Annotated in this window: 17 protein-coding genes; 9 read left to right on the top strand and 8 right to left on the bottom strand. The window is 70.7% G+C overall.

Annotated elements, in window-relative coordinates; translation table 11 throughout:
- The first annotated feature begins 183 nt into the window (after window positions 1-183).
- Genes AB0K08_RS15365 through AB0K08_RS15345 form a run of 5 tightly spaced genes read left to right on the top strand, consistent with a single transcriptional unit; the run spans window position 184 to window position 6,076 of the window.
- On the top strand, window positions 184-1,371 hold the full coding sequence (locus AB0K08_RS15365) for an acyl-CoA dehydrogenase family protein (RefSeq protein ID WP_363355929.1): 1,188 nt from the start codon (window positions 184-186) through the stop codon (window positions 1,369-1,371).
- 2 nt (window positions 1,372-1,373) lie between these two features.
- Window positions 1,374-2,807, top strand: coding sequence for an MmgE/PrpD family protein (locus AB0K08_RS15360; RefSeq protein WP_363355927.1), 1,434 nt, complete (start codon window positions 1,374-1,376; stop codon window positions 2,805-2,807).
- A complete protein-coding gene (locus AB0K08_RS15355; RefSeq protein WP_363355925.1) occupies window positions 2,807-3,991 on the top strand; it encodes a citramalate synthase in 1,185 nt (394 codons plus the stop codon). Before AB0K08_RS15360 ends, AB0K08_RS15355 begins: the two co-directional genes overlap by 1 nt.
- Window positions 3,978-5,282: a CaiB/BaiF CoA-transferase family protein gene (locus tag AB0K08_RS15350; RefSeq protein WP_363355923.1), complete on the top strand. Its 1,305-nt coding sequence runs from the start codon at window positions 3,978-3,980 to the stop codon at window positions 5,280-5,282. The genes AB0K08_RS15355 and AB0K08_RS15350 overlap by 14 nt, the downstream gene beginning before the upstream one ends.
- Entirely contained in the window at window positions 5,279-6,076 is a 798-nt protein-coding gene (locus tag AB0K08_RS15345) for an enoyl-CoA hydratase-related protein (RefSeq protein WP_363355921.1), read from the top strand. The genes AB0K08_RS15350 and AB0K08_RS15345 overlap by 4 nt, the downstream gene beginning before the upstream one ends.
- A gap of 113 nt (window positions 6,077-6,189) precedes the next feature.
- Here AB0K08_RS15345 and AB0K08_RS15340 read toward each other — a convergent pair whose 3' ends face one another.
- Together AB0K08_RS15340 and AB0K08_RS15335 are read right to left on the bottom strand one after the other, a co-directional pair.
- On the bottom strand, window positions 6,190-6,963 hold the full coding sequence (locus AB0K08_RS15340) for an IclR family transcriptional regulator (RefSeq protein ID WP_363355919.1): 774 nt from the start codon (window positions 6,961-6,963) through the stop codon (window positions 6,190-6,192).
- 114 nt (window positions 6,964-7,077) lie between these two features.
- On the bottom strand, window positions 7,078-8,307 hold the full coding sequence (locus AB0K08_RS15335) for an MFS transporter (RefSeq protein WP_363355917.1): 1,230 nt from the start codon (window positions 8,305-8,307) through the stop codon (window positions 7,078-7,080).
- Window positions 8,308-8,452: 145 nt separating this feature from the next.
- On the opposite strand from AB0K08_RS15335, the gene AB0K08_RS15330 reads away from it, so the two are divergent.
- Window positions 8,453-9,379, top strand: coding sequence for a transporter substrate-binding domain-containing protein (locus AB0K08_RS15330; protein WP_363355916.1), 927 nt, complete (start codon window positions 8,453-8,455; stop codon window positions 9,377-9,379).
- 86 nt (window positions 9,380-9,465) lie between these two features.
- Here the strand turns inward: AB0K08_RS15330 and AB0K08_RS15325 are convergent, their stop codons facing one another.
- From AB0K08_RS15325 to AB0K08_RS15300, 6 genes are all read right to left on the bottom strand, one after another.
- The gene (locus tag AB0K08_RS15325; RefSeq protein WP_363355914.1) at window positions 9,466-9,693 is read right to left on the bottom strand and encodes a hypothetical protein; all 228 of its coding nucleotides are present in this window, start codon (window positions 9,691-9,693) and stop codon (window positions 9,466-9,468) included.
- Window positions 9,694-9,700: 7 nt separating this feature from the next.
- A complete protein-coding gene (gene glmM / locus AB0K08_RS15320) occupies window positions 9,701-11,059 on the bottom strand; it encodes a phosphoglucosamine mutase (protein ID WP_363355912.1) in 1,359 nt (452 codons plus the stop codon).
- An 87-nt stretch (window positions 11,060-11,146) separates the two neighbouring features.
- A complete protein-coding gene (locus AB0K08_RS15315) occupies window positions 11,147-11,896 on the bottom strand; it encodes a sulfite exporter TauE/SafE family protein (protein ID WP_363355910.1) in 750 nt (249 codons plus the stop codon).
- Window positions 11,893-13,257: an NAD(P)/FAD-dependent oxidoreductase gene (locus AB0K08_RS15310; RefSeq protein ID WP_363355908.1), complete on the bottom strand. Its 1,365-nt coding sequence runs from the start codon at window positions 13,255-13,257 to the stop codon at window positions 11,893-11,895. The genes AB0K08_RS15315 and AB0K08_RS15310 overlap by 4 nt, the downstream gene beginning before the upstream one ends.
- The gene (locus AB0K08_RS15305) at window positions 13,247-14,065 is read right to left on the bottom strand and encodes a class I SAM-dependent methyltransferase (RefSeq protein ID WP_363355905.1); all 819 of its coding nucleotides are present in this window, start codon (window positions 14,063-14,065) and stop codon (window positions 13,247-13,249) included. Before AB0K08_RS15305 ends, AB0K08_RS15310 begins: the two co-directional genes overlap by 11 nt.
- A gap of 73 nt (window positions 14,066-14,138) precedes the next feature.
- Window positions 14,139-15,461 (bottom strand): type III polyketide synthase, encoded by a 1,323-nt coding sequence (locus AB0K08_RS15300; RefSeq protein WP_363355903.1) that lies wholly within the window; start codon window positions 15,459-15,461, stop codon window positions 14,139-14,141.
- Between the two features lie 246 nt (window positions 15,462-15,707).
- Between AB0K08_RS15300 and AB0K08_RS15295 the strand changes: the two genes are divergently transcribed.
- From AB0K08_RS15295 to AB0K08_RS15285, 3 genes are all read left to right on the top strand, one after another.
- Entirely contained in the window at window positions 15,708-17,156 is a 1,449-nt protein-coding gene (locus tag AB0K08_RS15295) for an ABC transporter substrate-binding protein/permease (RefSeq protein ID WP_363355901.1), read from the top strand.
- A 101-nt stretch (window positions 17,157-17,257) separates the two neighbouring features.
- Entirely contained in the window at window positions 17,258-17,995 is a 738-nt protein-coding gene (locus AB0K08_RS15290; RefSeq protein WP_363356012.1) for an amino acid ABC transporter ATP-binding protein, read from the top strand.
- A gap of 292 nt (window positions 17,996-18,287) precedes the next feature.
- The gene (locus AB0K08_RS15285; protein ID WP_363355899.1) at window positions 18,288-19,457 is read left to right on the top strand and encodes an acyltransferase family protein; all 1,170 of its coding nucleotides are present in this window, start codon (window positions 18,288-18,290) and stop codon (window positions 19,455-19,457) included.
- Window positions 19,458-19,462 lie beyond the last annotated feature (5 nt).

Raw genomic sequence — 19,462 nt, 5'->3', positions numbered from 1 at the left:
GGCCGGGCCGCCGAACCCGAGGGTTCGGCGGCCCGGCCATCAGCTTTAACGGGGCGTTACCCCGTGTTCCACAACAGAATTCCACTGTGCGCTAGGACTCATTCCCGGTGGGCTCAGGCCGGGCTTGACTGAGGAAAACGCACCAACGAGCCACTGAGCGCTATCTCCAGAGAGGTGACACCCATGTCCCACAAGATCGCATCCTCCTCCTACGGGCTGACCGAGGAACAGCTGTCCGTCCGCGAGGCCATCGACGAGCTGTGCAAGCCCTTCGACAATGAGTACTGGCTCAAGAGCGACCGCGAGCGCTCCTATCCGGAGGAGATGGTGGACGCCCTGTACGCCGAGGGCTGGATGGGCATGCTGATTCCGGACCAGTACGGCGGCGGCGGCGCCCGCATCTCGGACGCCGCGGTGGTGTTGGAGCAGCTGGAGCGCAACGGCTGCCACGCCGGCGCCGTCCGCGCCGGCATGTACACCATGGGCAGCATCCTGCGCCACGGCAGCGAGGAGCAGAAGAACGAGTTCCTGCCGAAGATCGCCGACGGCGAGCTGCGCCTGCAGTCCTTCGGCGTCACCGAGCCGGACGCCGGCTCGGACACCACGCGGATCCGCACCTTCGCGGTGCGCGAGGGCGACAAGTACATCGTCAACGGCAACAAGATCTTCATCTCCCGCATCCAGCACTCGGACCTGATCCTGCTGCTGACCCGCACCACCAAGCGTGAGGACGCCGCCAAGCCCACCGACGGGCTGACCGCCATGCTGGTGGACCTCAACGAGGCCCAGGCCAAGGGCCAGATCGTGGCCAACCCGATCCGCACCATGGTCAACCACGAGACCAACGAGCTGACCATCCGGGACCTCGAGGTGCCGGTGGCCAACCGGATCGGCGAGGAGGGCAAGGGCTTCAAGGTGATCCTGTCCGGCATGAACGCCGAGCGCATCCTGGCCACCTCCGAGTACGTCGGCGCCGGCATGTACATGATCGACCGGGCCGTCACCTACGCCCGGGAGCGCGAGGTCTTCGGCCGCTCGATCGGCCAGAACCAGGGCATCCAGTTCCCGATCGCCCAGGCCTACTCGGACTTGGAGGCCGCCTCGCTGATGCGCTGGCGCGCCGCCGCCATGTACGAGGCCGGGGACAACCCGCGCTTCGAGGTCAACGGCGCCAAGCTGCTGGCCAGCCAGGCCCTGTGGAAGGCCGCCAACGCCGCCTTCGACACCTTCGGCGGCTACGCCGTGGCCGAGGAGTACGGCATCGAGCGCCACTTCCGGGAGGCCCGCCTGCCCTCGATCGCCCCCATCAGCAACAACGTGGTCCTGGCGGGCATCGCCCACGGCACGCTGGGTCTGCCGAAGTCCTTCTGACCATGGCCACGATCCCTGCGAGCACCAGCACCACCACCCGGGCGGGGCTGACCGAGCGGCTGGCCGAGGCCGTCCTGACCACGGACATCCCGGCATCCCTGCACGAGCAGACCATCCGCCACGCCCTGGTGGACACCCTCGCGGTGTCCACCGCCGCCGCGGGAGAGGACGGCCTCCGCCGGTTGCGGTCCGTGACCGAGTCAGTGGACCCGGCCGGTTCCGTGGCGGCACCTCACCCCAGCGCCCACTGGGCGCCGGACGCGGCAGGCGGGGCGCCGTCGTCGGCCTTCCTGAACGGCACCGCCGCCCACTTCCTGGACTTCGACGACGTCTCCCCCACCATGCCGCTGCACCCCAGCGCCGTGCTGGTCCCGGCTCTGCTGGCGGCCGACGCCGGCCCGCTCACCTTCTCGAGGTTCGCGGAGGCCTTCAACGTGGGCCAGGCCATGTTCCGCACGATCGCCCAGGCCCTGCCGAGCCACGAGCACTACGCCCGGGGCTGGCACTCCACCTCCACGGTCGGGCGCCTGGCCGCCGTGGCCGCCCTGGCCCGGCTGCAGGGTCTCGACCTGACCACCACGCAGACGGCGTTGGCGATGGCCTCCAGCCTGGCCTCGGGGTCCCGGGCCAACTTCGGGACCATGACCAAGCCCATGCACGCCGGGATGTCCGCCCAGGACGCCCTGCTCGCGGTGCGCTGGGCGCGGGCCGGCATCACCGCCAACGTGGACGAGCTCGAGGCCCCCTCCGGCTACTTCGCCCGGTTCGGGGAGGCGGGCGGCGCGTCCCTGGCCACGTTCTCCGAGGACGTGGAGGACCGCTTCGGGTATTGGCTCACCGACTGGTCCTTCGACTGGGGGCTGAAGCGGTATCCCTCCTGCTACGGCACCCACCGCGCCGTGGATGCCGTGCTGGACATGCGGCTGGACTTCCGCGGCGACGGCTCGCTGGAGGACATCGAGTCGATCGACGTGCTCGTCCACGAGACGGGGACGGCGCCACTGCGCACCGAGCCGCCGCGGACGGGCGGTGAGGCCAAGTTCAGCCTCGAGCACTGCGTGGCGCTGGCCCTGGTCAACGGCACGATCGTGCTGGACGACTTCACCCCGTCCGGCTTCGAGGCGGCCGGCGCGGCCCGCGAGCTGGCCCGCAGAGTCACCCTGGGCGAGGAGGGCGCCGGGCGCGAGTACGCCACGGTGTCCATGTCCATGGCCGGCGGTTCCCGTCCCGACGCCACCGTCTACGCCGCACGCGGGGACAGCAGCAACCCGCTGACCGCCGCCGATCTGAAGGACAAGGTGGCGTCCTGCTTCGCCTACGCCGGGCTCCCGGCCGACGGTGCCGGTGCCGGCCGACTCGCCGCCGCCGTGGACGGCCTGGCCGCGGACGCGGACGTCAAGGAACTGATCACCGGATGGACTGGAGGTGCCCCGTGATGGCCCGGAATGAATCACTGCCGCAGGTCTCCCTCGTGGAGGAGGCCCTGCGGGAGGGGATGCAGATCGAGAGCGCCGACATCCCGGTGGAGCGCAAGCTCGAGCTGCTGGACCTGCTGTCCACCTCGGGGTTGCAGAACATCGTGGTCGGCTCCTTCGTCAGCCCCAAGTGGGTACCGCAGATGGCCCAGATCGACGACCTGGCCGAGCGCTTCGAGCCCGCGGAAGGGGTGACCTACACGGCCCTGGCCCTCAACGCCCGGGGCCGCGAGCGGATCGCCCAGTACGCGCACAAGTTCACCGCTGGCGAGCCCGGCGTCGGGGTATCCCGCCTGCACCTGTGTGATGTGTTCGTCCAGCGCAACAACGCCCGCACCACCGCCCAGGAACGCGAGTCCCTGCCAGCCGTCGTCGCGGAGGCGAAGGCGGCCGGCGTCACCGAGGCCGAGGTCTGCGTGAACGCGGCCTGGGGCTCCAACTGGACCGGTCCCGCCACTCAGGAGCAGCGGATGGAGGCGCTGACCACCCAGATCGAGGCCTGGGAGCAGGCCGGCATCCCGGTCACCCGGGTCCAGCTGGGCGATCCGATGAGCTGGAACACCCCAAAGGACGTGCGCGAGCAGATCGCGCTCATCAAACGGACCTGGCCGCAGATCCGCCGCTTCCAGCTGCACCTGCACGACGCCCGCGGCATGGCCATGCTCTCCGCCTACGAGGCCATGTACCAGCTGGACGCGCAGGACCACCTGGTGGTGGACACCGGCCTGGGCGGGATGGGCGGCTGCCCCTACTGCGGCAACGGCCGGCTCACCGGGATGATCCCCACCGAGGACTTCGTGCACCTGCTCGAGTCCGAGGGCATCGAGACCGGCATCAGCCTGGACGTGCTCATCGAGGCGGCCGCGCTCGCCACGGACATGGTGGGCCACGACCTCTGGGGACGCGTCTCCAAGGCCGGGCCCCGCCCCGAGGGGGACGCGGTCTACCCGATGGACATGCCCTTCATCGAGACCTTTTCCCAGGCCCAGCACTTCCGACTCGGTCCGGAGGTCTACGCCGGGGCGCCCTCGCCCTGGAAGGCCCCGATCACCTCGGCCCAACGAGAGAACTACGAACGCACCGTCGCAGGACGCACAGCCGTCCCGCGCGGGGAAGGACACGAAGGACACCATGCAGGCAACTGAGCAACTGAACCCGGCCCTGGGTTCCCTGAACGGCGTGACCGTGATCGAGATCGGCACGAGTGTGGCGGCGCCCTTCGCCACCCAGATCATGGCCGATCTCGGCGCCACCGTGATCAAGGTGGAGCGCTTCGGCACCGGCGATGACAGCCGGAACTGGGCCCCGCCCTCCTGGGACGGGCTCTCCGTGACGTTCCTGTCCCTGAACCGCGGCAAGAACTCCGTGGTGCTGGACTACAAGAAGCCCGAAGGCGCCGAGGTGCTCTGGGACCTGGTGCGCTCCGCGGACGTGCTGGTGCAGAACCTGCGGCCCGGGGCCCTGGCCAAGGCCGGCTTCTCCGCGGAGGCCCTCCACGCGGCGAACCCGAGCCTGATCTATTGCGAGATGACCGGCTTCGGCGGCACCGGCCCCATGGCGGACCGTCCCGCCTATGACCCGTTGGTCCAGGCCTACGGTGGGATCGTCTCCGTCACCGGGGACGACGGCGGCGCACCGGCCCGCGTGCCGGTTTCGGTCCTGGACATGGGGACCGGCATGTGGACGGCACTGTCCGTGCTCGAGGCACTGCGCCGGCGTGATGTCTCCGGCGAGGGCGGCCACATCGAGCTGTCCCTGCTGCAGACCGCCCTGATGTGGATGTCCCCGCAGTTGCAGGCGGTGCAGGCCGGCAACGCCAAGCCGCAGCGGCTCGGCTCGGGCTTCGGCGGCGTGGTGCCCTACGGTGCGTTCCCGTCCTCAGATGAGGGGTTCATCTTCATCTCGGCCGGCAACAACGCCACCTGGGGCCGGCTGCTGGCCGCACTCGAGGTCTCCGAGGAGGATGCGATCCGCGCGTTTGCGGACAACGCGGAGCGCGTGGGTGCACGCCATCAGGTCAACGACCTGCTCTCGGCGATCACGGGACGTTTCACGGTCAAGGACATGGAGGCCCGGCTGCGGGCCGCCGGGGTCCCCCACTCCCCCGTCAACGACATCCCGCAGGTGCTGGCGGACGAGCAGGTGCAGTCCCTCGAGCAGATCGTGCCGATGGACCACCCGGGCATCAGCGACTTCTCCGTGGTGAACCTGCCCATGACCTTCGACGGGCAGTACCCGCTGGACCGCCCCACCGCGCCACCCGAGCTCGGGGCGGACAGCCGATCCGTGCTGGAGAACCTGGGCCTCGACGCCCACCGCATCGACGAGCTCGTCAGTGCCGGCGTCATCGGCGAGGCCACCACCGGCTCCGGATCCGCCCCGGCACCCACCGAGCAGACCCAGCAGACCGAGCAGAAGCAGGAGCAGCGCGCATGAGCACCGTCGAACTGGAGGAGGGCCGCGTCCTCTACTCCGTGCAGGACAACGTCGCCCGGATCACCATCAACCGCCCGGAACGGCGCAACGCCATGGACACCCGGACCACGGCCGCCCTCGTGGAGGCCTTCGTGGAGGCCGGGGCGGATCCGGACGTGTGGTGCGTGGTGCTGACCGGCGCCGGGGACAAGGCGTTCTGCGCCGGCGGCGACCTCAAGGAGATGGATGACACCGCCAAGTCGGGCCGCCAGATCCCGGTGCCGATGACCGGCCAGCTGCGGAACCTGTTCGAGGTCATGCTGGAGACCTACAAACCCGTGATCGCGGCCCTCAACGGCCACGCCATCGCCGGCGGCTGCGAGCTGGCCCTGTCCTCGGACATCCGGCTCGCCCGCGCGGGTTCCCAGTTCGGGCTGACCGAGGCCCGCCGCGGCATGGGCGCCAACCTGGGCTCCATCCTGCTGCCCCGGCTGATCCCGCGCGGGCTGGCCTTCGAGCTGCTGTACACCGCGGACACCATCCCGGTGGAGCGGGCCCAGGAGCTCGGGCTGGTCAACCACGTCTACGCCGAGGACGAGTACGAGGACGCCGTGGAGGAGATGGTGCAGCGCATCGTCCGCAACTCCCCGGTGACCCAGCGCCGCTACAAGGAGATGGCCACCAAGTCCTGGGGGTTGCCCGTCACCACGGCGCTACGCCTGAACGTGGGGCCGAACCCGTACCTCTCCGAGGACCGGGTGGAAGGCGTGCGCGCCTTCATCGAGAAGCGGGACCCGGTCTGGTCCAACCGCTGACCCCGGTGACATCGGAAGCCGGCCGTCTGCAGACGGCCGGCTTCCGCGGTTCCGGGCCGGCCGCCGTCGAGCCCTGGATTCTCATGGTTTGAGGGCCTGCGGCCCGGGGCGGTTCAGTATCCGAGGTCCACGAGGTCCTTGCTGATGGCCTGCGCCGTGGACATCACCCGGGGCGCCACGGTGGCGGGCTCGGCGATGCGAGTGTCCGGGAAGGCCACGGCGATCGAGGCGACCACCACGCCGTCGAAGCCGAACACCGGGCAGGCCACGGAGAACCGGCCCTGCAGGCCGTCGTTGCTGGTGATGGCCACGCCGTCCGCGCGGATCTGGGCCATCTCCCCCTGGAGTCGTTTCAGCCGGGCCGCGGCCTCGGCGGGACCCTCCGCCGACGCCTCGGTGGAGGCTTTCAGCAGCGCCCAGGCCTCCTCCGAGTAGGCCAGCAGCACCCGCCCGGCACCCGACTGCTCCAGAGGCGCCCGGCGGGCCACCCGGCGGGTGTCCGTGGAGCGCCGGACCCGGGTGATGCGGTCCGAGAAGACCGTGTCCGAGCCGTCCCGGACCGCCAGGTAAACCGTCCCGGCGGTGTGGATGTGCAGGTCCACCAGGTAGGGCTGTGCCAGCTCGCGCAGCACCCGCACCTGCGGGGCGCCCACACCCAGCCGCCAGATCCGTGAGCCCAGCCGGTACCGACCATGGGAGACGTGCTCCACGCCGCCCCATTCCACCAGGGATCCCAGGATGCGGTGCACCGTGGCCGGGGGCAGGCCCGTGCGCTGGCCGATGCGGGAGACGCTCATCTCCACGCCGCCGGCGAAGCAATCCAGCACGAGGAACGCCCGGCCCAGCACGGAGCGGCGCGGATCCGGTTCGCCAGTGGTTTCAGACAAATTTCCATCCTTCAATCAGACCCCGCAGGCGGGCGGTGAATGGGGAATACCAGTGTCCCACGGTCGGGGCGGTTGCCGACCAGTTGTGGCGTGCATGACCGGTCGGCGGGGGGATCAGCTGGCTCCCGCCGAGCGGCGTCCGTGCACGAACCAATACAGCACCACCGCCGCCACCACCGTCCCGGCCAGCGCGCCGTACAGCGTGGGATAGCCGCCCAGGGGGATCAGGGTGCCGAACAGGACGGGCCCCAGGGCCACCCCCGTGTCCAGGAGTAGGTAGTGGGTGGACACGGCGATCCCGATGCGCTCGGGGTGGGCCCGGGTGACGGCCACGGCCTGCAGGCTGGGCAGCAGGGCACCGTAGCCCATCCCCCCGAGGGCCCCGGCGATCACCACCGCCCAGAGCGCCGTGGACAGGGCCAGCACGGCCAGGGAGACGGCGAACAGCAGGGTCAACGGAATGATCACCGCGTTGTCCCCGCGCAGGTCCTGCTGCCGGCCGGAGAGCAGGCGGATCACCAGCATGCCGGCGGCGAAGACCACGAAGTAGAGGGAGGCCGCTGCGGGCATGTTCCGGTCCAGCAGGAAGGGGTTGAGGTAGGTGACGATCCCCGAGTAGCCGAAGGCGCACAGCATCACCACGACGGCCACGGGCAGCGCGTCCGGGTCCAGGATGTCCCGCAGCCGGATCCGGAACCGCTGCTCGTGTTCATCCGGGCTGGGCGTCCGCTCGGGGAGCCGGGCCATCAGGGCAGCGATCAGGGCCACTGCCGAGGAGAGGGCGGTCATCAGGAAGACGGCCCCGGGGCTGACGTTCTCGGAGAGCTGCACGGCCAGCAGCGGGCCGATCCCCATGGCGAAGGTCGAGGCGGCCAAAAAATAGCCCATCCCCTCCCCGCGGCGGGAGGGGGGCACCATACTCACCACGGACACGGTGATGCCGGTGGAGATCGCTCCGAAGGCGCCCCCGTGGACGATGCGCAGCGCGATCAGGGCCGGGTACTCCGTGATCAATGGGTAGAGCGCGGAACAGAGCAGGAAGAGCACCAGGGCGATGGTGATGAGCCGCTTGCGGCCGATGAAGTCGACATACTTGCCCACGAAGATGCGGGTCAGGGCCGACCCCAGGATGAAGGCGCTGGCGGCGAAGCCGGCCGCCGAGTCCCGCGCCCCGAACATCGTCATGGCGTACACGGCCATGTACGTCATCAGCGTCACGAAGACGATCGAGGCACCCAGCTGGACCACCATGGCCATGACATAAGCCCTCGTCCACAGGGGTTCCGGCTCGCCACCACCCGCTGCTGCGGACGGGGGGCCCTCGGACCCGTTCTGTGGACTCATTGTCCGGATACTAGTGAACTCTCGGCGGCTCCATCGTTCCTGTGCCATCAAATTCTGATAGGTGAGAGAGTCACCCGTGACCTGAGTCACGGGCAGGCATCGTGGAGGGGTCCACAGAGCAGTACGTCAGATGATTGGAAGCACCATGAGCACATCCCACCGCACCGCCCGTCGCCTCCGCCGGACCGCACAGCGCTGCGCTGCCGGAGCCGGCATCCTGGCTCTCGGCCTGGGCCTGGCCGCCTGTGGCTCGGATGCTGCAGCCAGCGGCGAGGACCTGGAGCTCTACGGCCACACCATCACCCAGGATGACGCCCTCGCCGAGCGCGTGCCCGAGGAGTGGAAGGCCGGCATCACGGTCCCCGTGAAGGTCCTGCAGCCCAATGCCTTCGTGGATGACGACGGCGAGACCGTGGGCCTGCAGCCCGACTTCGTGCGGGCGCTCGGCGCCAAGTGGGGCGTCCCAGTCACCATGGAACCCGTGGCCTTCGACGGTCATGTGCCCGGCGTCATGGCCGGCAAGTACGCCTTCACCGCCTCCACGGGAGACCACGAGCAGCGGCGCGACGTCATGGATATGGTGGACTACATCAACGCCGGTGTGGCCTGGCTGACCACCCAGGACTCGGACATCCAGACCAAGGACGACATCTGCGGCCACACCATCGGCTCCATCAAGGGCACCGACCAGGAGCTGCGTGCGGAAGACGTGGTCGCTGAATGCGAGGCGAAGGGCATCTCCGGCACCGAGTCCGTGGGCTTCTCCAACACGCTGATCACCGTCCCGCTCGAGGCCGACCGGATCGACGTCGCCTACGATTCCGTCTCCTACATGCTCTACGCCGCCAGCCACCAGTCAGACCAGTTCCGGCTCGTGGGCGAGCAGGAGCTGCTGGCACCCATTGCCTTCGGCGTGAAGAAGGGCGAGCAGGAGAAGGTGGACCTGCTGCGTGACTCCATGCAGTCCTTGATGGACGACGGCGTGTACGAGGACGTCATGGCCGAATGGGGCCAGGAAGACCTCTCGCTGGATCAGGTCTACGTCAACCAGGAGGGCATGCCCACCTCCTGACCCTCACCGTCACATCACGGCCGCGCTACATGTCGAGAATCGCCGAGCGAATCGACAGTTGGCGCGGCCGTGATCGTCTGTGGCGGTCAGGGTCCGATGCAGGGGGCCCAGGAGTTGGGCGGGTGCTCACAGGTGGGGAGCTGGATCGCGAAGAGGACCACGAGGATCAGCACTCCGGTGAGCAGCACCGTGGTGAGGAAGACGGCCCATCGGCGGGCCGACGTCGTGCCCTGGAGGTAGTCCGCCGCCGCCGGATCCGCCGGCTCCGCGTCCGGCTCAGACCTTCCCGGCTCCGGCCTCTCCGGCTCCGTCACGGCTGGATCAGGCCGGCTCGCCGGCCAGGGCGAGCTCGCGCTGGACCACGGCGGCCAGGTCCTCGGCCTCGCGGCGGGCCTGGTCCTCGTCCGCGGCCTCCACCATCACCCGGACCACGGGTTCGGTGCCGGAGGGGCGCAGCAGCACGCGGCCGGTCTTGCCCAGCCGTGCCTCCGCGTCCGCGACCGCGGCCTGGACCTCAGCATCCTCGCCGGCTCGGTCCCGGTCCACGTCCTTGACGTTGATCAGCACCTGCGGCAGGCGGTCCATCACGGCGGCCAGCTCGGCCAGGGACTGCCCGCTGGCGGCCATCCGGGCGCCGAGCTGCAGCCCGGTGAGCACGCCGTCGCCGGTGGTGGCGTGCTCGGAGAAGATGACGTGGCCGGACTGCTCGCCGCCGAGGGAGTAGCCGCCGTGCTTCATGCCGGCCAGCACGTAACGGTCGCCGACCTTGGTCTCCACCAGGCGCACGCCCTCGCGCTGCATGGCCAGCTTCAGGCCCAGGTTGCTCATCACGGTGACCACCAGCGTGTCATCCTTGAGCCGGCCGGAGTCCTTCAGGGCCACGGCCAGGATGCCCATGATCTGGTCGCCGTCCACCACGGTGCCGGCGGCGTCCACGGCCAGGCAGCGGTCCGCGTCCCCGTCATGGGCGATTCCGAAGTCCGCGCCGGTCTCCAGCACCGTGGCCTGGAGGTTCTCCAGGTGGGTGGAGCCGTAGCCGTCGTTGATGTTGATCCCGTCCGGGTCCGCGCCGATGACCACGACGTCGGCCCCGGCGGCCTTGAAGACCTCCGGAGAGCATCCGGCGGCGGCGCCGTGGGCGCAGTCGAGGACGACCTTCAGTCCGTCGAGGCGGTGCGGCAGGGTCTGGAGCAGGTGCAGGACGTAGCGGTCCTCGGCGTCCGCGAAGCGCTGGACGCGGCCCACGTCCGGGCCGGTGGGGCGGTGCGGCTCGATGCCCATCTGCCGCTGGATGGCGTCCTCCTGCTCGTCCGTGAGCTTCTCGCCGCCGCGGGCCAGGAACTTGATGCCGTTGTCCGGGGCCGGGTTGTGGGAGGCGGAGATCATCACGCCGAAGTCCGCGTCCAGGTCGCCCACGAGGAAGGCGGCGGCCGGGGTGGGCAGCACGCCGGCGTCGTAGACGTCCACGCCCGCACTGGCGAGCCCCGCCGAGACGGCGGCGATGATGAACTCACCGCTGATGCGGGGGTCACGGGCCACCACGGCCACGGGGCGGCGCCCGGCGGTCTCCTGGTGCCCCAGCACCACGGCGGCGGACTGGGCCAGCTGGATCGACAGTTCGACGGTCAGGATCCCATTGGCCAGGCCACGGACGCCGTCAGTTCCGAATAATCTGCTCATCACGGTGGATTCTATGCGGTGATTCCCGGTTTGCCGCGTCACGGCGCGGTGCGGAACCGAGCATTCTGGGGATGACGTGGGCTGACATCAACCCAGCATCAGCACGCCCCGGACCACGGCGACCGCCCCGCCGAGGCCGGCCAGGGTGATGGCGACCGTGCGGGCCGCCCCGAGCGAGACCTTCCCGGCGAGCCAGCCGCCCACCCGGATGCCGACCACCACCGTGACCACGATGATCGGGAACAACCACCACGGCGGCAGCTGGTCGAACGTGGTGGCTCCCACCGCCAGCTTCGTGGCCACCGAGAAGATCCCCATGGTCATGAAGGTGGGCTGCATGGTGGCGGCGAAGGACCGCTGGTCCCACCGAGCCAGCTTCGAGTACATCACCATGGCCGGGGCGGCCACGCCCGCACTGGTGTTGAGGAATCCGCCCACCATGCCGGTGGCGGCGGTCAGGGCGCGGGATCGGACATGGGGCACCCGCGGCGTCCCGAAGGTCAGGGCCAGGGCCACCAGCACCACCGCGCCGATGACGATGTTCAGCCACGCCGGGTCCAGCTCGCGCACCAGGAACGCCGCCGGAACGGCTCCCGCCAGGGCCGCGGGCAGGAAGATCAGGTACCGCTTCCAGTCCACGTCCCGGACCACGGCCAGCATGATGAGGAGACCGGAGACCACCGTCGTCGAGTTGGTCACGAACACCCCGAGCGCCGGTCCCATCAGCAGGGCCAGCACGGGTGCCACCACCAGCCCCACCCCGGTCCCGGAGAGCCGTTGCAGCGTGGAGCCGACCAGGATGGCGGCCACGGCCGCGATGACGATGCCCGTGGTCAATGCCCGTCCGCCCTTCCCGTGGGCACCCCGCGCGTCGACGCCCCGCCCATCGAATAGAGCCGCGCCAGCCGGTGCTGGGCCCCCGCGGCCAGCGCCACCCGCGCCAGCGTGTCACGCCCGCGGCGGACCGCCGCCCACAACGGGCGCCCCAGCATCATGTTCGCCTCCGCGAGCCGGGCGGCACGGCGCGCGGCGCGGAGCCGGTCCCGCTCGAAGGACAGGAATTCCGGGCGGTCGCCCAACGGTCCCGACGGCGGCCAGGAGCCCGACGACGGCGCCTCACCTGGCGCTGTGCCGGGCGCCTCTCCCCGGGTCTCGTCGAACAGACCGCTCAACAGGGGCGCGAGGGCGAGGGCGTCCAACCACCCCACGGTCATGCCCTGGCCACCGATCGGGCTGATCGCATGCGCGGCGTCGCCGATGACCACCGTCCGGCCGGACACCATCCTCCGGGCCAGTTGCCGGTACACGGTGAAGGCACTGACCATGGTGGCGGTGGTGGGATCCGGCAGCGCCGGTACCTCAAGGGGAACAGGCACGTCCGGTGCCTCGTCCTGCGCCCCGTCCGGTCCTCTGCCCTGTCCTCTGCCGCCGGGTGGCCAGCGCTCGCATAGGACCGCCAGCAGCTCCTCGGCGTTCTCGGGCCGGCGGCGCCGGCCGGTGTGCACCACCCAGCGGCGTCGCCCACCCGGCAACGGGAAGGACTCGACCGCCCCGTCCCGGTGCAGGTGGATCACTGCGGTCCGGGCGCACGCGGAATCTCCACCCGCAAAGTCCCCCATGAGGTAGCTGTCGCCCCACTCGCGCCGGTCGACGCCGATCCCGGCCAGCCGGCGCACCGTGCTGTGGGCGCCGTCGGCGGCCACCACCACCCGGGCCGTCCATGCTCTGGTCTCCCCCGTGTCCTCCCCCGCCCCCGCGGACCGCACGGTCACGCGGACGGGCCGGCCGTCGTCGGGCCCGGGGTGTTCCATCCCCACCACCTCGACGCCGCGGCGCAGGGCACCGGGGGCCACCAGCTCGAGGTGTTCAGCCAGCAGCTGCTCGGTCCGGGACTGCGGCAGCGTCAGGACGAAGGGATAGCGGGGGTGGGCGCGCTCGAAGGTGATCTCGCCGAGCCGCCGGCCGTCCCCGAAGCCGAGGCCACGGCGCACCACGGTGCCCTCGGCCACGGCGGTCCCGTCCAGTCCCAGGGCGGCGAGCGCATCCAGTGCGGGTGGGTGCAGGCCGATGGCACGCGACTGCTCCGCCGGCTGCTCGCGGCGTTCCAGCACCGCCACGTCCACGCCGCGGTCCACGAGGAGTCCGGCCAGGAACAGCCCGACCGGCCCGCCCCCGACGATCAGGACGTCAGCGTGCATCGGGCACCGCACCGTGTGCGGCATCCGACACCGCATCCCCTCCCGCATCCCACACCGCGAGGTTCCGCCACGGGGCCTGCGCCCGCACCCGCCAACCGGGCCGCACCACGGCGGCGAGCTCGTCCGGGGTGTAGCTGCGCCGGATCGAGGCGAGCCCGTCCACGCGGATGAAGGAGCCCGGGAACAGCGGGGCCCCCAGGCCGGCGCCGGCGGAGAACAGGGCGTAGGCCACCGGGCTGCGGCGGATGTCCGAGTGGATCGCCCGCCGCATCGCGAGCGCCTCGGAGTCGGCCAGCACGGCCTCCAGCTCGTCGGGATCCAGGTGGTGCAGCAGGTGGTTGGAGAGCACGACGTCGAAGCGCCGGCCCTCGCGGACCAGGTCACCGCTGGTGCCCCGCCGGCTCTCCAGCCCCGGCACCCGTTGGCGGCCGGCCACCCAGGCGTGGGCCCGCGCGTCGGGCTCCAGGGCGGTGACGTGCACGGTGAAGCCGTCCGCGGTGGCGCGGCGCAGCAGGGCCCGGGCCACGTCCCCGCCGCCCGAGCCGATGTCCAGGACGGTGACGGGCCGCGTGCTCCCGCGCCCGCTGCCCCGCTCGTTACCGCGTCCCTTGCCTCCGGCGTGCTCCGACAGAAGCGGCCGGATCAGCGTGCGATACGTCAGCTGCCAGCCGGCGACCACCGGGTTCACCACCGCGAAGCCGCGGTAGGTGCGGTGCAGGGCGTCCAGGTCGCAGTCGGGGCGGTCCATCTGCTCGGGCGTCTGGGGCCGGCGCACGGAGAGGTCGGGAGGCAGCAGCGGCGACCTCATGCCACCCGCCCCTGCGCTTTGAGGGCAATCCTTACCGGTGAGGATCGCCCCCACAGTGGGATCGAGGCGGGGGTCATGCCGGGGCGACCACCGTCATCAGGGCGGACTCCACCGTCAGCCCGGGGCCGAAGGCCATGGCGCAGACGCGCTCGCCGTCGGCGCTGGACGCTCCCCCGGTGCCAGCTCCCCCGGCACCCGCGCCCCCTGCGTCAGCAGCACCGCCCCCGGCACCGGCGAGGATATGCTGCAGCACGAACAGCACGGTGGCGCTGGACATGTTGCCGTAGTCCCGCAGGGTGTCCCGGGCGGGCACGAGCTGGGCGTCGCTCAGCTCGAGCCGGGCCTGCACCTTGTCCAGGATGCTGCGCCCGCCGGGGTGGATGGCCCAGTGCTCCAGCTCGGTGTAGGGGCGTTCGGCCAGGGGCGGCCCGCCGGCCGGGTCAGCGGCGCGGTCGGCGGCGAACAGGGGCTCGAGGGCGCCGGTGATGTGCTCGTCGATGATGTGCGGGACATAGGTGCCCAGGATCATCTCGAAGCCGTGGTCACCGATGTTCCACGCCATCGCGTCCTCCCCCACCGGGGTCAACACCGTGGCGAAGCCGTCCAGCCGCAGCGCGGGCCTGCCGCCCGCCGGCACCGGCCGGTCGGCCCCCGTCACCACCGCGGCCCCCGCCCCGTCCGAGAACAGGGAGGCCCCGACGATGGTGTCCTGGTCGTTCGCCACGCGCACGTGCACCGTGCACAGCTCGGCGGACACCACCAGCACGACGGCGGCCGGTTCCGCCGCGCAGATCGCCGCGGCATCGCGCAGGGCCGGCAGGGCGGCGTAACAGCCCATGAACCCGAGGTGGATGCGTTTCGTGGTGTCCGGCAGGCCGAGCCGCCGGACCAGCTGGTAGTCGGGTCCCGGGGAGAAGAAACCCGTGCAGGAGACCGTGATGACGTGGGTGACGTCCGCGGTGCCCAGGTCCGGGCAGTCGGCCAGCGCCCCGGCGGCCGCCCGTTCGTACAGGTCGCCCGCGTGCTCGGCGTAGACGGCGTTGCGGGCCCCGGTGCTCGGGTTGAGGATGTGGCCGGTGTCGGGCTCGAAGAACAGGCCCGGCTGGTCACCGCTGTCACCACTGTCGCCGCTGTCACCGGCGCAGTCGCTGGGAGCCGGCCGGCCGGCGTCGTGCGCTGGTTGTTCCTGCTCTTCCTTCTCCCCCTGCGCTCCCTCCTCCCACTCCCGCACCACCGTGTGGCGGCGCTCGATCCCGGAGGCGTTGAAGGCGGCGGTCACCAGCCGCGAGCCGAGCCGGCTGAGCCCGGGCTGGGCCGCGAGCGCATCACGCACCCGCTCCTGGTGCAACACGGTGGGTGGGACGGCGGTGTGCAGTGACCTCAGCAGAGCGGGCATCCACCCATAGTGTCGGCGCGCCGCCGCCGGGGACAACCCCCCAACCCCCTCATCCCCCCTCATCACGAGCGCAGTCGATGTCGAAACACGCCGGTGGAGTCGACATCTATTGCGCTCGTGATCCAAGTTGGCCGGGGCCTGTGTCACCGGGTGATCGGCCTCACCGCCGGAGTAGGCTACCGAGCACGTCAACACTCCACCATCCGAAGGGACACCCTCGTGAGAGAGACCCGCTTCAGAACCGCCGTGAGGACTCTCCTCGCGGCGATGGCCGCATTGGGGGTGCTGCTGCTCGGGATCGCCCCCGCGGCCAGCGCCGCCACCCTCGCCGAGGGCGAGTCCGGATCCGGCGAAACCTACACGATCGCCACGGACACCACCTTCGCCCCGTTCGAGTTCCGGGACAGCTCGGGCAACCTGACCGGTATCGACATCGACATCATGGAGGCCATCGCCGAGGACCAGGGGTTCGAGGTCGAGTGGCAGTCGCTCGGCTTCAACGCCGCCCTGCAGGCCGTCCAGTCGGGCCAGGCCGACGGCGTGATCGCCGGCATGGGCATCACGGACGAACGCGCGGAGATCTTCGACTTCTCCGAGCCCTACTTCACGGGCACGCTGACGCTGGCCACCACCGAGGCCAACGCGGAGGAGATCGCCGGCTGGGAGGACCTCGGGGGCAAGACCCTGGCCGTCAAGACCGGCTCGCTGTCCGAGGAGGAGGCGAAGGCGCAGCAGGAGGAATACGGCTTCGAGATCACCTCGCTGGACCAGACCACCACCATGGTGGAGTCCGTGAAGTCCGGCAGCGCCGATGCCCTGATGGACGACTACCCGATCATCGCCTACGGCGTGGAGCAGGGCTCCGGGCTGGTCACGATCGGCGAGGAGATCCCCACCGGCGACTACGGCTTCGCCGTCAACAAGGGCCAGAACGCCGAGCTGCTCCAGAAGTTCGACGCCGGCCTGGCCGAATTGCAGGAGTCCGGGGAATACGACGAGATCGTGGGCACCTACCTCGGCGGTGAGGACGACGGCGTGGACAAGAGCTCCTTCTGGGGCCTGATCGTCACCGCGCTGCCGGCCCTGCTGTCCGGCCTGGGCAACACCCTGCTCGTCACCGGCATCTCCTTCGCCCTGGCCATGATCCTGGGCCTGGCGTTCGGTTTCATGAAGATCGCGTCCAACCCCGTGCTGCGGGGCATCGCGGTCACCTTCATCAGCATCTTCCGCGGCACCCCGATCCTGGTCTGGGCGTTCTTCTTCTACTTCGGCCTGCCCCAGCTGATCGGCACCCCGGTCAACATCTGGGTGGCCGGCGTGATGACCCTGACCTTCAACGGCGCGGCGTACATCGCGGAGATCGTGCGTGGCGCCGTGCAGTCCGTGGACCCGGGCCAGGCCGAGGCCTCCCGGTCCCTGGGCCTGGGCCACGGCAAGACCATGCAGCGCGTGGTGCTGCCGCAGGCGTTCAAGATGATGACCCCCTCGCTGATCAACCAGCTGGTCATCATGCTCAAGGACTCCTCTCTGCTGCTGGCCATCGGCTTCGCCGAGCTGCTCTACCAGGCCCAGCAGATCTACGCGGCGAACTTCCGCGTCACCGAGGTGCTGCTGATCGCCGCACTGCTGTACTTCATCGCGATCACCGCCCTCACCCAGCTCGCCAACTACGTGGACAGGAAGGTCAACAAGTGAGCGCCTCCGCCCCTGAAACCCCGGAGACCCCGGGCCCCGGCAACGACGGCGGCCCCGTCACCTCCGGCACGCCCGGCACCTCCCCCGGCACCGGCCGCACCATCGGCGAGACCGTGGTGGTGGACGTCCAGGACCTGAAGAAGTCATTCGGGGACAACCACGTCCTGACCGGCATCACCGGCCAGATCCGCGAACGCCAGGTGGTGTGCGTGATCGGGCCCTCCGGCTCCGGCAAGTCCACCTTCCTGCGCTGCCTGAACCGGCTGGAGGAGATCTCCGGCGGCACCGTGCGGATCGGCGACTACGACCTGACCGACCCGAAGGTGGACATCAACAAGGTCCGCCGGCACATCGGCATGGTGTTCCAGCAGTTCAACCTGTTCCCGCACATGACGGTGGCGGAGAACATCATGCTGGCCCCCGTCGAGCTCGGGAACCTGTCCAAGGCGGAGGCGCGTCAGCGTGCCGAGGAACTGTTGGACCGCGTGGGTCTGGCGGACAAGGCGGACGCGCGGCCGGCGTCGTTGTCCGGCGGTCAGAAGCAGCGCGTGGCGATTGCCCGGGCGCTGGCCATGAGCCCGCAGATCATGCTGTTCGACGAAGCCACCTCCGCCCTGGACCCCGAGATGGTGGGCGAGGTGCTGCAGGTCATCCGCGACCTCGCCGAGGAGGGCATGACCATGGTGCTCGTGACCCATGAGATGGGCTTCGCCCGCGAGGTGGCGGACCGGGTGCTGTTCATGGACGGCGGGAAGATCGTGGAGGCGGGGACACCGTCCGAGATCTTCGACAACCCCCAGCAGCCGCGCCTGCAGGAGTTCCTCTCCAAGGTGCTCTGACGGCAGCCGCTGAACACCACGCTTTGAGGGCAATCCCCACCGGTAGGGATTGCCCTCAAAGCGTGGTGGGAGGTAGGGGCCGATCGCGCCGGTTTTCCGTAGTCACCCGGTGTCCGGCCGGCCGATGGTGGTCCCGGTGGGGCGGAACCACGGGACGTAAGCCCCGGGGTACGGTGGGGTGTCGCTCGTGTCACCGGCGTCTGCCGCCGTGATCATGACCCGACTGCCTTCGCTGCCCTCGCTGCCCCGCCTGCCCAGCCTGACCCCGCCTGCCCCCAGCCGAAATGTCTCCATGTCCCACACCGCCCGCCCCACCCTGCCCGGCGCCCTGGCCGGCGCCCGCGCGCAGTGGGTGGACACCGCCAAGGGCCTGTCCATCGTCCTGGTGGTCCTACTGCACACGAGCCTGTGGCTGCGCCAGGCGGACATGGAGCGGATCGAGGCGTTCAGCACCCTGAACCTCGCGTTCGAGGACCTGCGCATGCCGCTGTTCTTCGCCATGTCCGGCCTGTTCGCCGCCAAGTGGCTGCGCGCGGGCTGGCGGGAGCTGATGCGCGGCAAGATCGCCCTGCTGGCCTGGGTCTTCCTGCTCTGGCAGATCCCGATCATCGCCTACCGGATCATCGGCGGCCAGCTGCTGCCGGGCATGGTCCAGACGCACCTGCCGCAACAGCTCGAGACGTGGGCGTGGTCCCCGCTGCGCGCCAATGCCGAGCTGTGGTTCCTCTGGGCGCTGGTGGTCTTCTTCCTGGCCGGCCGCCTGCTGCGGCGCGTCCCCACGGCGGTGCTGCTGGTGGGGGCCGCCGCCCTCTCCGTGCTCTGGTCCGGGCTCCTCTGGCAGGGCGTCGCCGGCTGGGAGCCCGGCGAGATCCGCCACCTGCTGGGCACCGGATTCCACAAGGCCCCGGCCTACTTCATCTTCTTCCTCGCCGCGGCGCGGGGCAGCTCCCTGGTGCGCGACGGCGTCACGCGCCTTCCCCGCACCGTGTGGGCTGCCGTGGCGGTCGGCTGGTTCGTGGCCTTCGTCTGGCTGGACGTGCTGTACGGGTATCGCGAGACGATCGGGGTGGAGTTCCTCGGCCAGGTCTGCGGCGTGATTGGCGGGGTGGCCCTGGCCGTGACCCTGCAGTGGGCCCCGGCGCTGGCGCGCGGCCTGGCGCACCTGGGCCGGCACACCCTGGAGGTGTACGTCTCCCACACCACGGTGGTGGTGGCCGCGTGCTGCGCGCTCTACCTGACGGGCTCGCCGCTGCTGACCGGCCCCTGGTCCGGCTGGACCGTCTGGGGCGTGGCCGCACTGGCGATCGGCGTGGGGCTGCTCATCGGCCGCGCCGCCCGGGGCACCTGGTTGCTCGACGCCCCGGCCTGGCTGCCCCCGGGATCGGCCTCCACGCCGCCGTCGGGGCCGGGCCCAGGAGCATGGACCGCCCCGGCGCCCTCCCCTACAGTGGGCCGCACGTAGCCCAC

The sequence above is a fragment of the Citricoccus sp. NPDC055426 genome (genome assembly GCF_040677445.1).
In the GTDB taxonomy this organism is placed as follows: Bacteria; Actinomycetota; Actinomycetes; order Actinomycetales; family Micrococcaceae; genus Citricoccus.
Note: the sequence above shows the minus strand (reverse complement) of the source record. Positions and strands in the feature narration are given on the sequence as shown.

What these genes read in the sequence shown, in the direction of transcription:
- AB0K08_RS15365 (WP_363355929.1), top strand. Translation starts at nt 184, where the DNA reads ATGTCCCACAAGATCGCATCCTCCTCCTACGGGCTGACCGAGGAACAG.
- AB0K08_RS15360 (WP_363355927.1), top strand. Translation starts at nt 1,374, where the DNA reads ATGGCCACGATCCCTGCGAGCACCAGCACCACCACCCGGGCGGGGCTG.
- AB0K08_RS15355 (WP_363355925.1), top strand. Translation starts at nt 2,807, where the DNA reads ATGGCCCGGAATGAATCACTGCCGCAGGTCTCCCTCGTGGAGGAGGCC.
- AB0K08_RS15350 (WP_363355923.1), top strand. Translation starts at nt 3,978, where the DNA reads ATGCAGGCAACTGAGCAACTGAACCCGGCCCTGGGTTCCCTGAACGGC.
- AB0K08_RS15345 (WP_363355921.1), top strand. Translation starts at nt 5,279, where the DNA reads ATGAGCACCGTCGAACTGGAGGAGGGCCGCGTCCTCTACTCCGTGCAG.
- AB0K08_RS15335 (WP_363355917.1), bottom strand. Translation starts at nt 8,307, where the DNA reads ATGAGTCCACAGAACGGGTCCGAGGGCCCCCCGTCCGCAGCAGCGGGT.
- AB0K08_RS15330 (WP_363355916.1), top strand. Translation starts at nt 8,453, where the DNA reads ATGAGCACATCCCACCGCACCGCCCGTCGCCTCCGCCGGACCGCACAG.
- glmM (WP_363355912.1), bottom strand. Translation starts at nt 11,059, where the DNA reads ATGAGCAGATTATTCGGAACTGACGGCGTCCGTGGCCTGGCCAATGGG.
- AB0K08_RS15310 (WP_363355908.1), bottom strand. Translation starts at nt 13,257, where the DNA reads ATGCACGCTGACGTCCTGATCGTCGGGGGCGGGCCGGTCGGGCTGTTC.
- AB0K08_RS15305 (WP_363355905.1), bottom strand. Translation starts at nt 14,065, where the DNA reads ATGAGGTCGCCGCTGCTGCCTCCCGACCTCTCCGTGCGCCGGCCCCAG.
- AB0K08_RS15300 (WP_363355903.1), bottom strand. Translation starts at nt 15,461, where the DNA reads ATGCCCGCTCTGCTGAGGTCACTGCACACCGCCGTCCCACCCACCGTG.
- AB0K08_RS15285 (WP_363355899.1), top strand. Translation starts at nt 18,288, where the DNA reads ATGTCCCACACCGCCCGCCCCACCCTGCCCGGCGCCCTGGCCGGCGCC.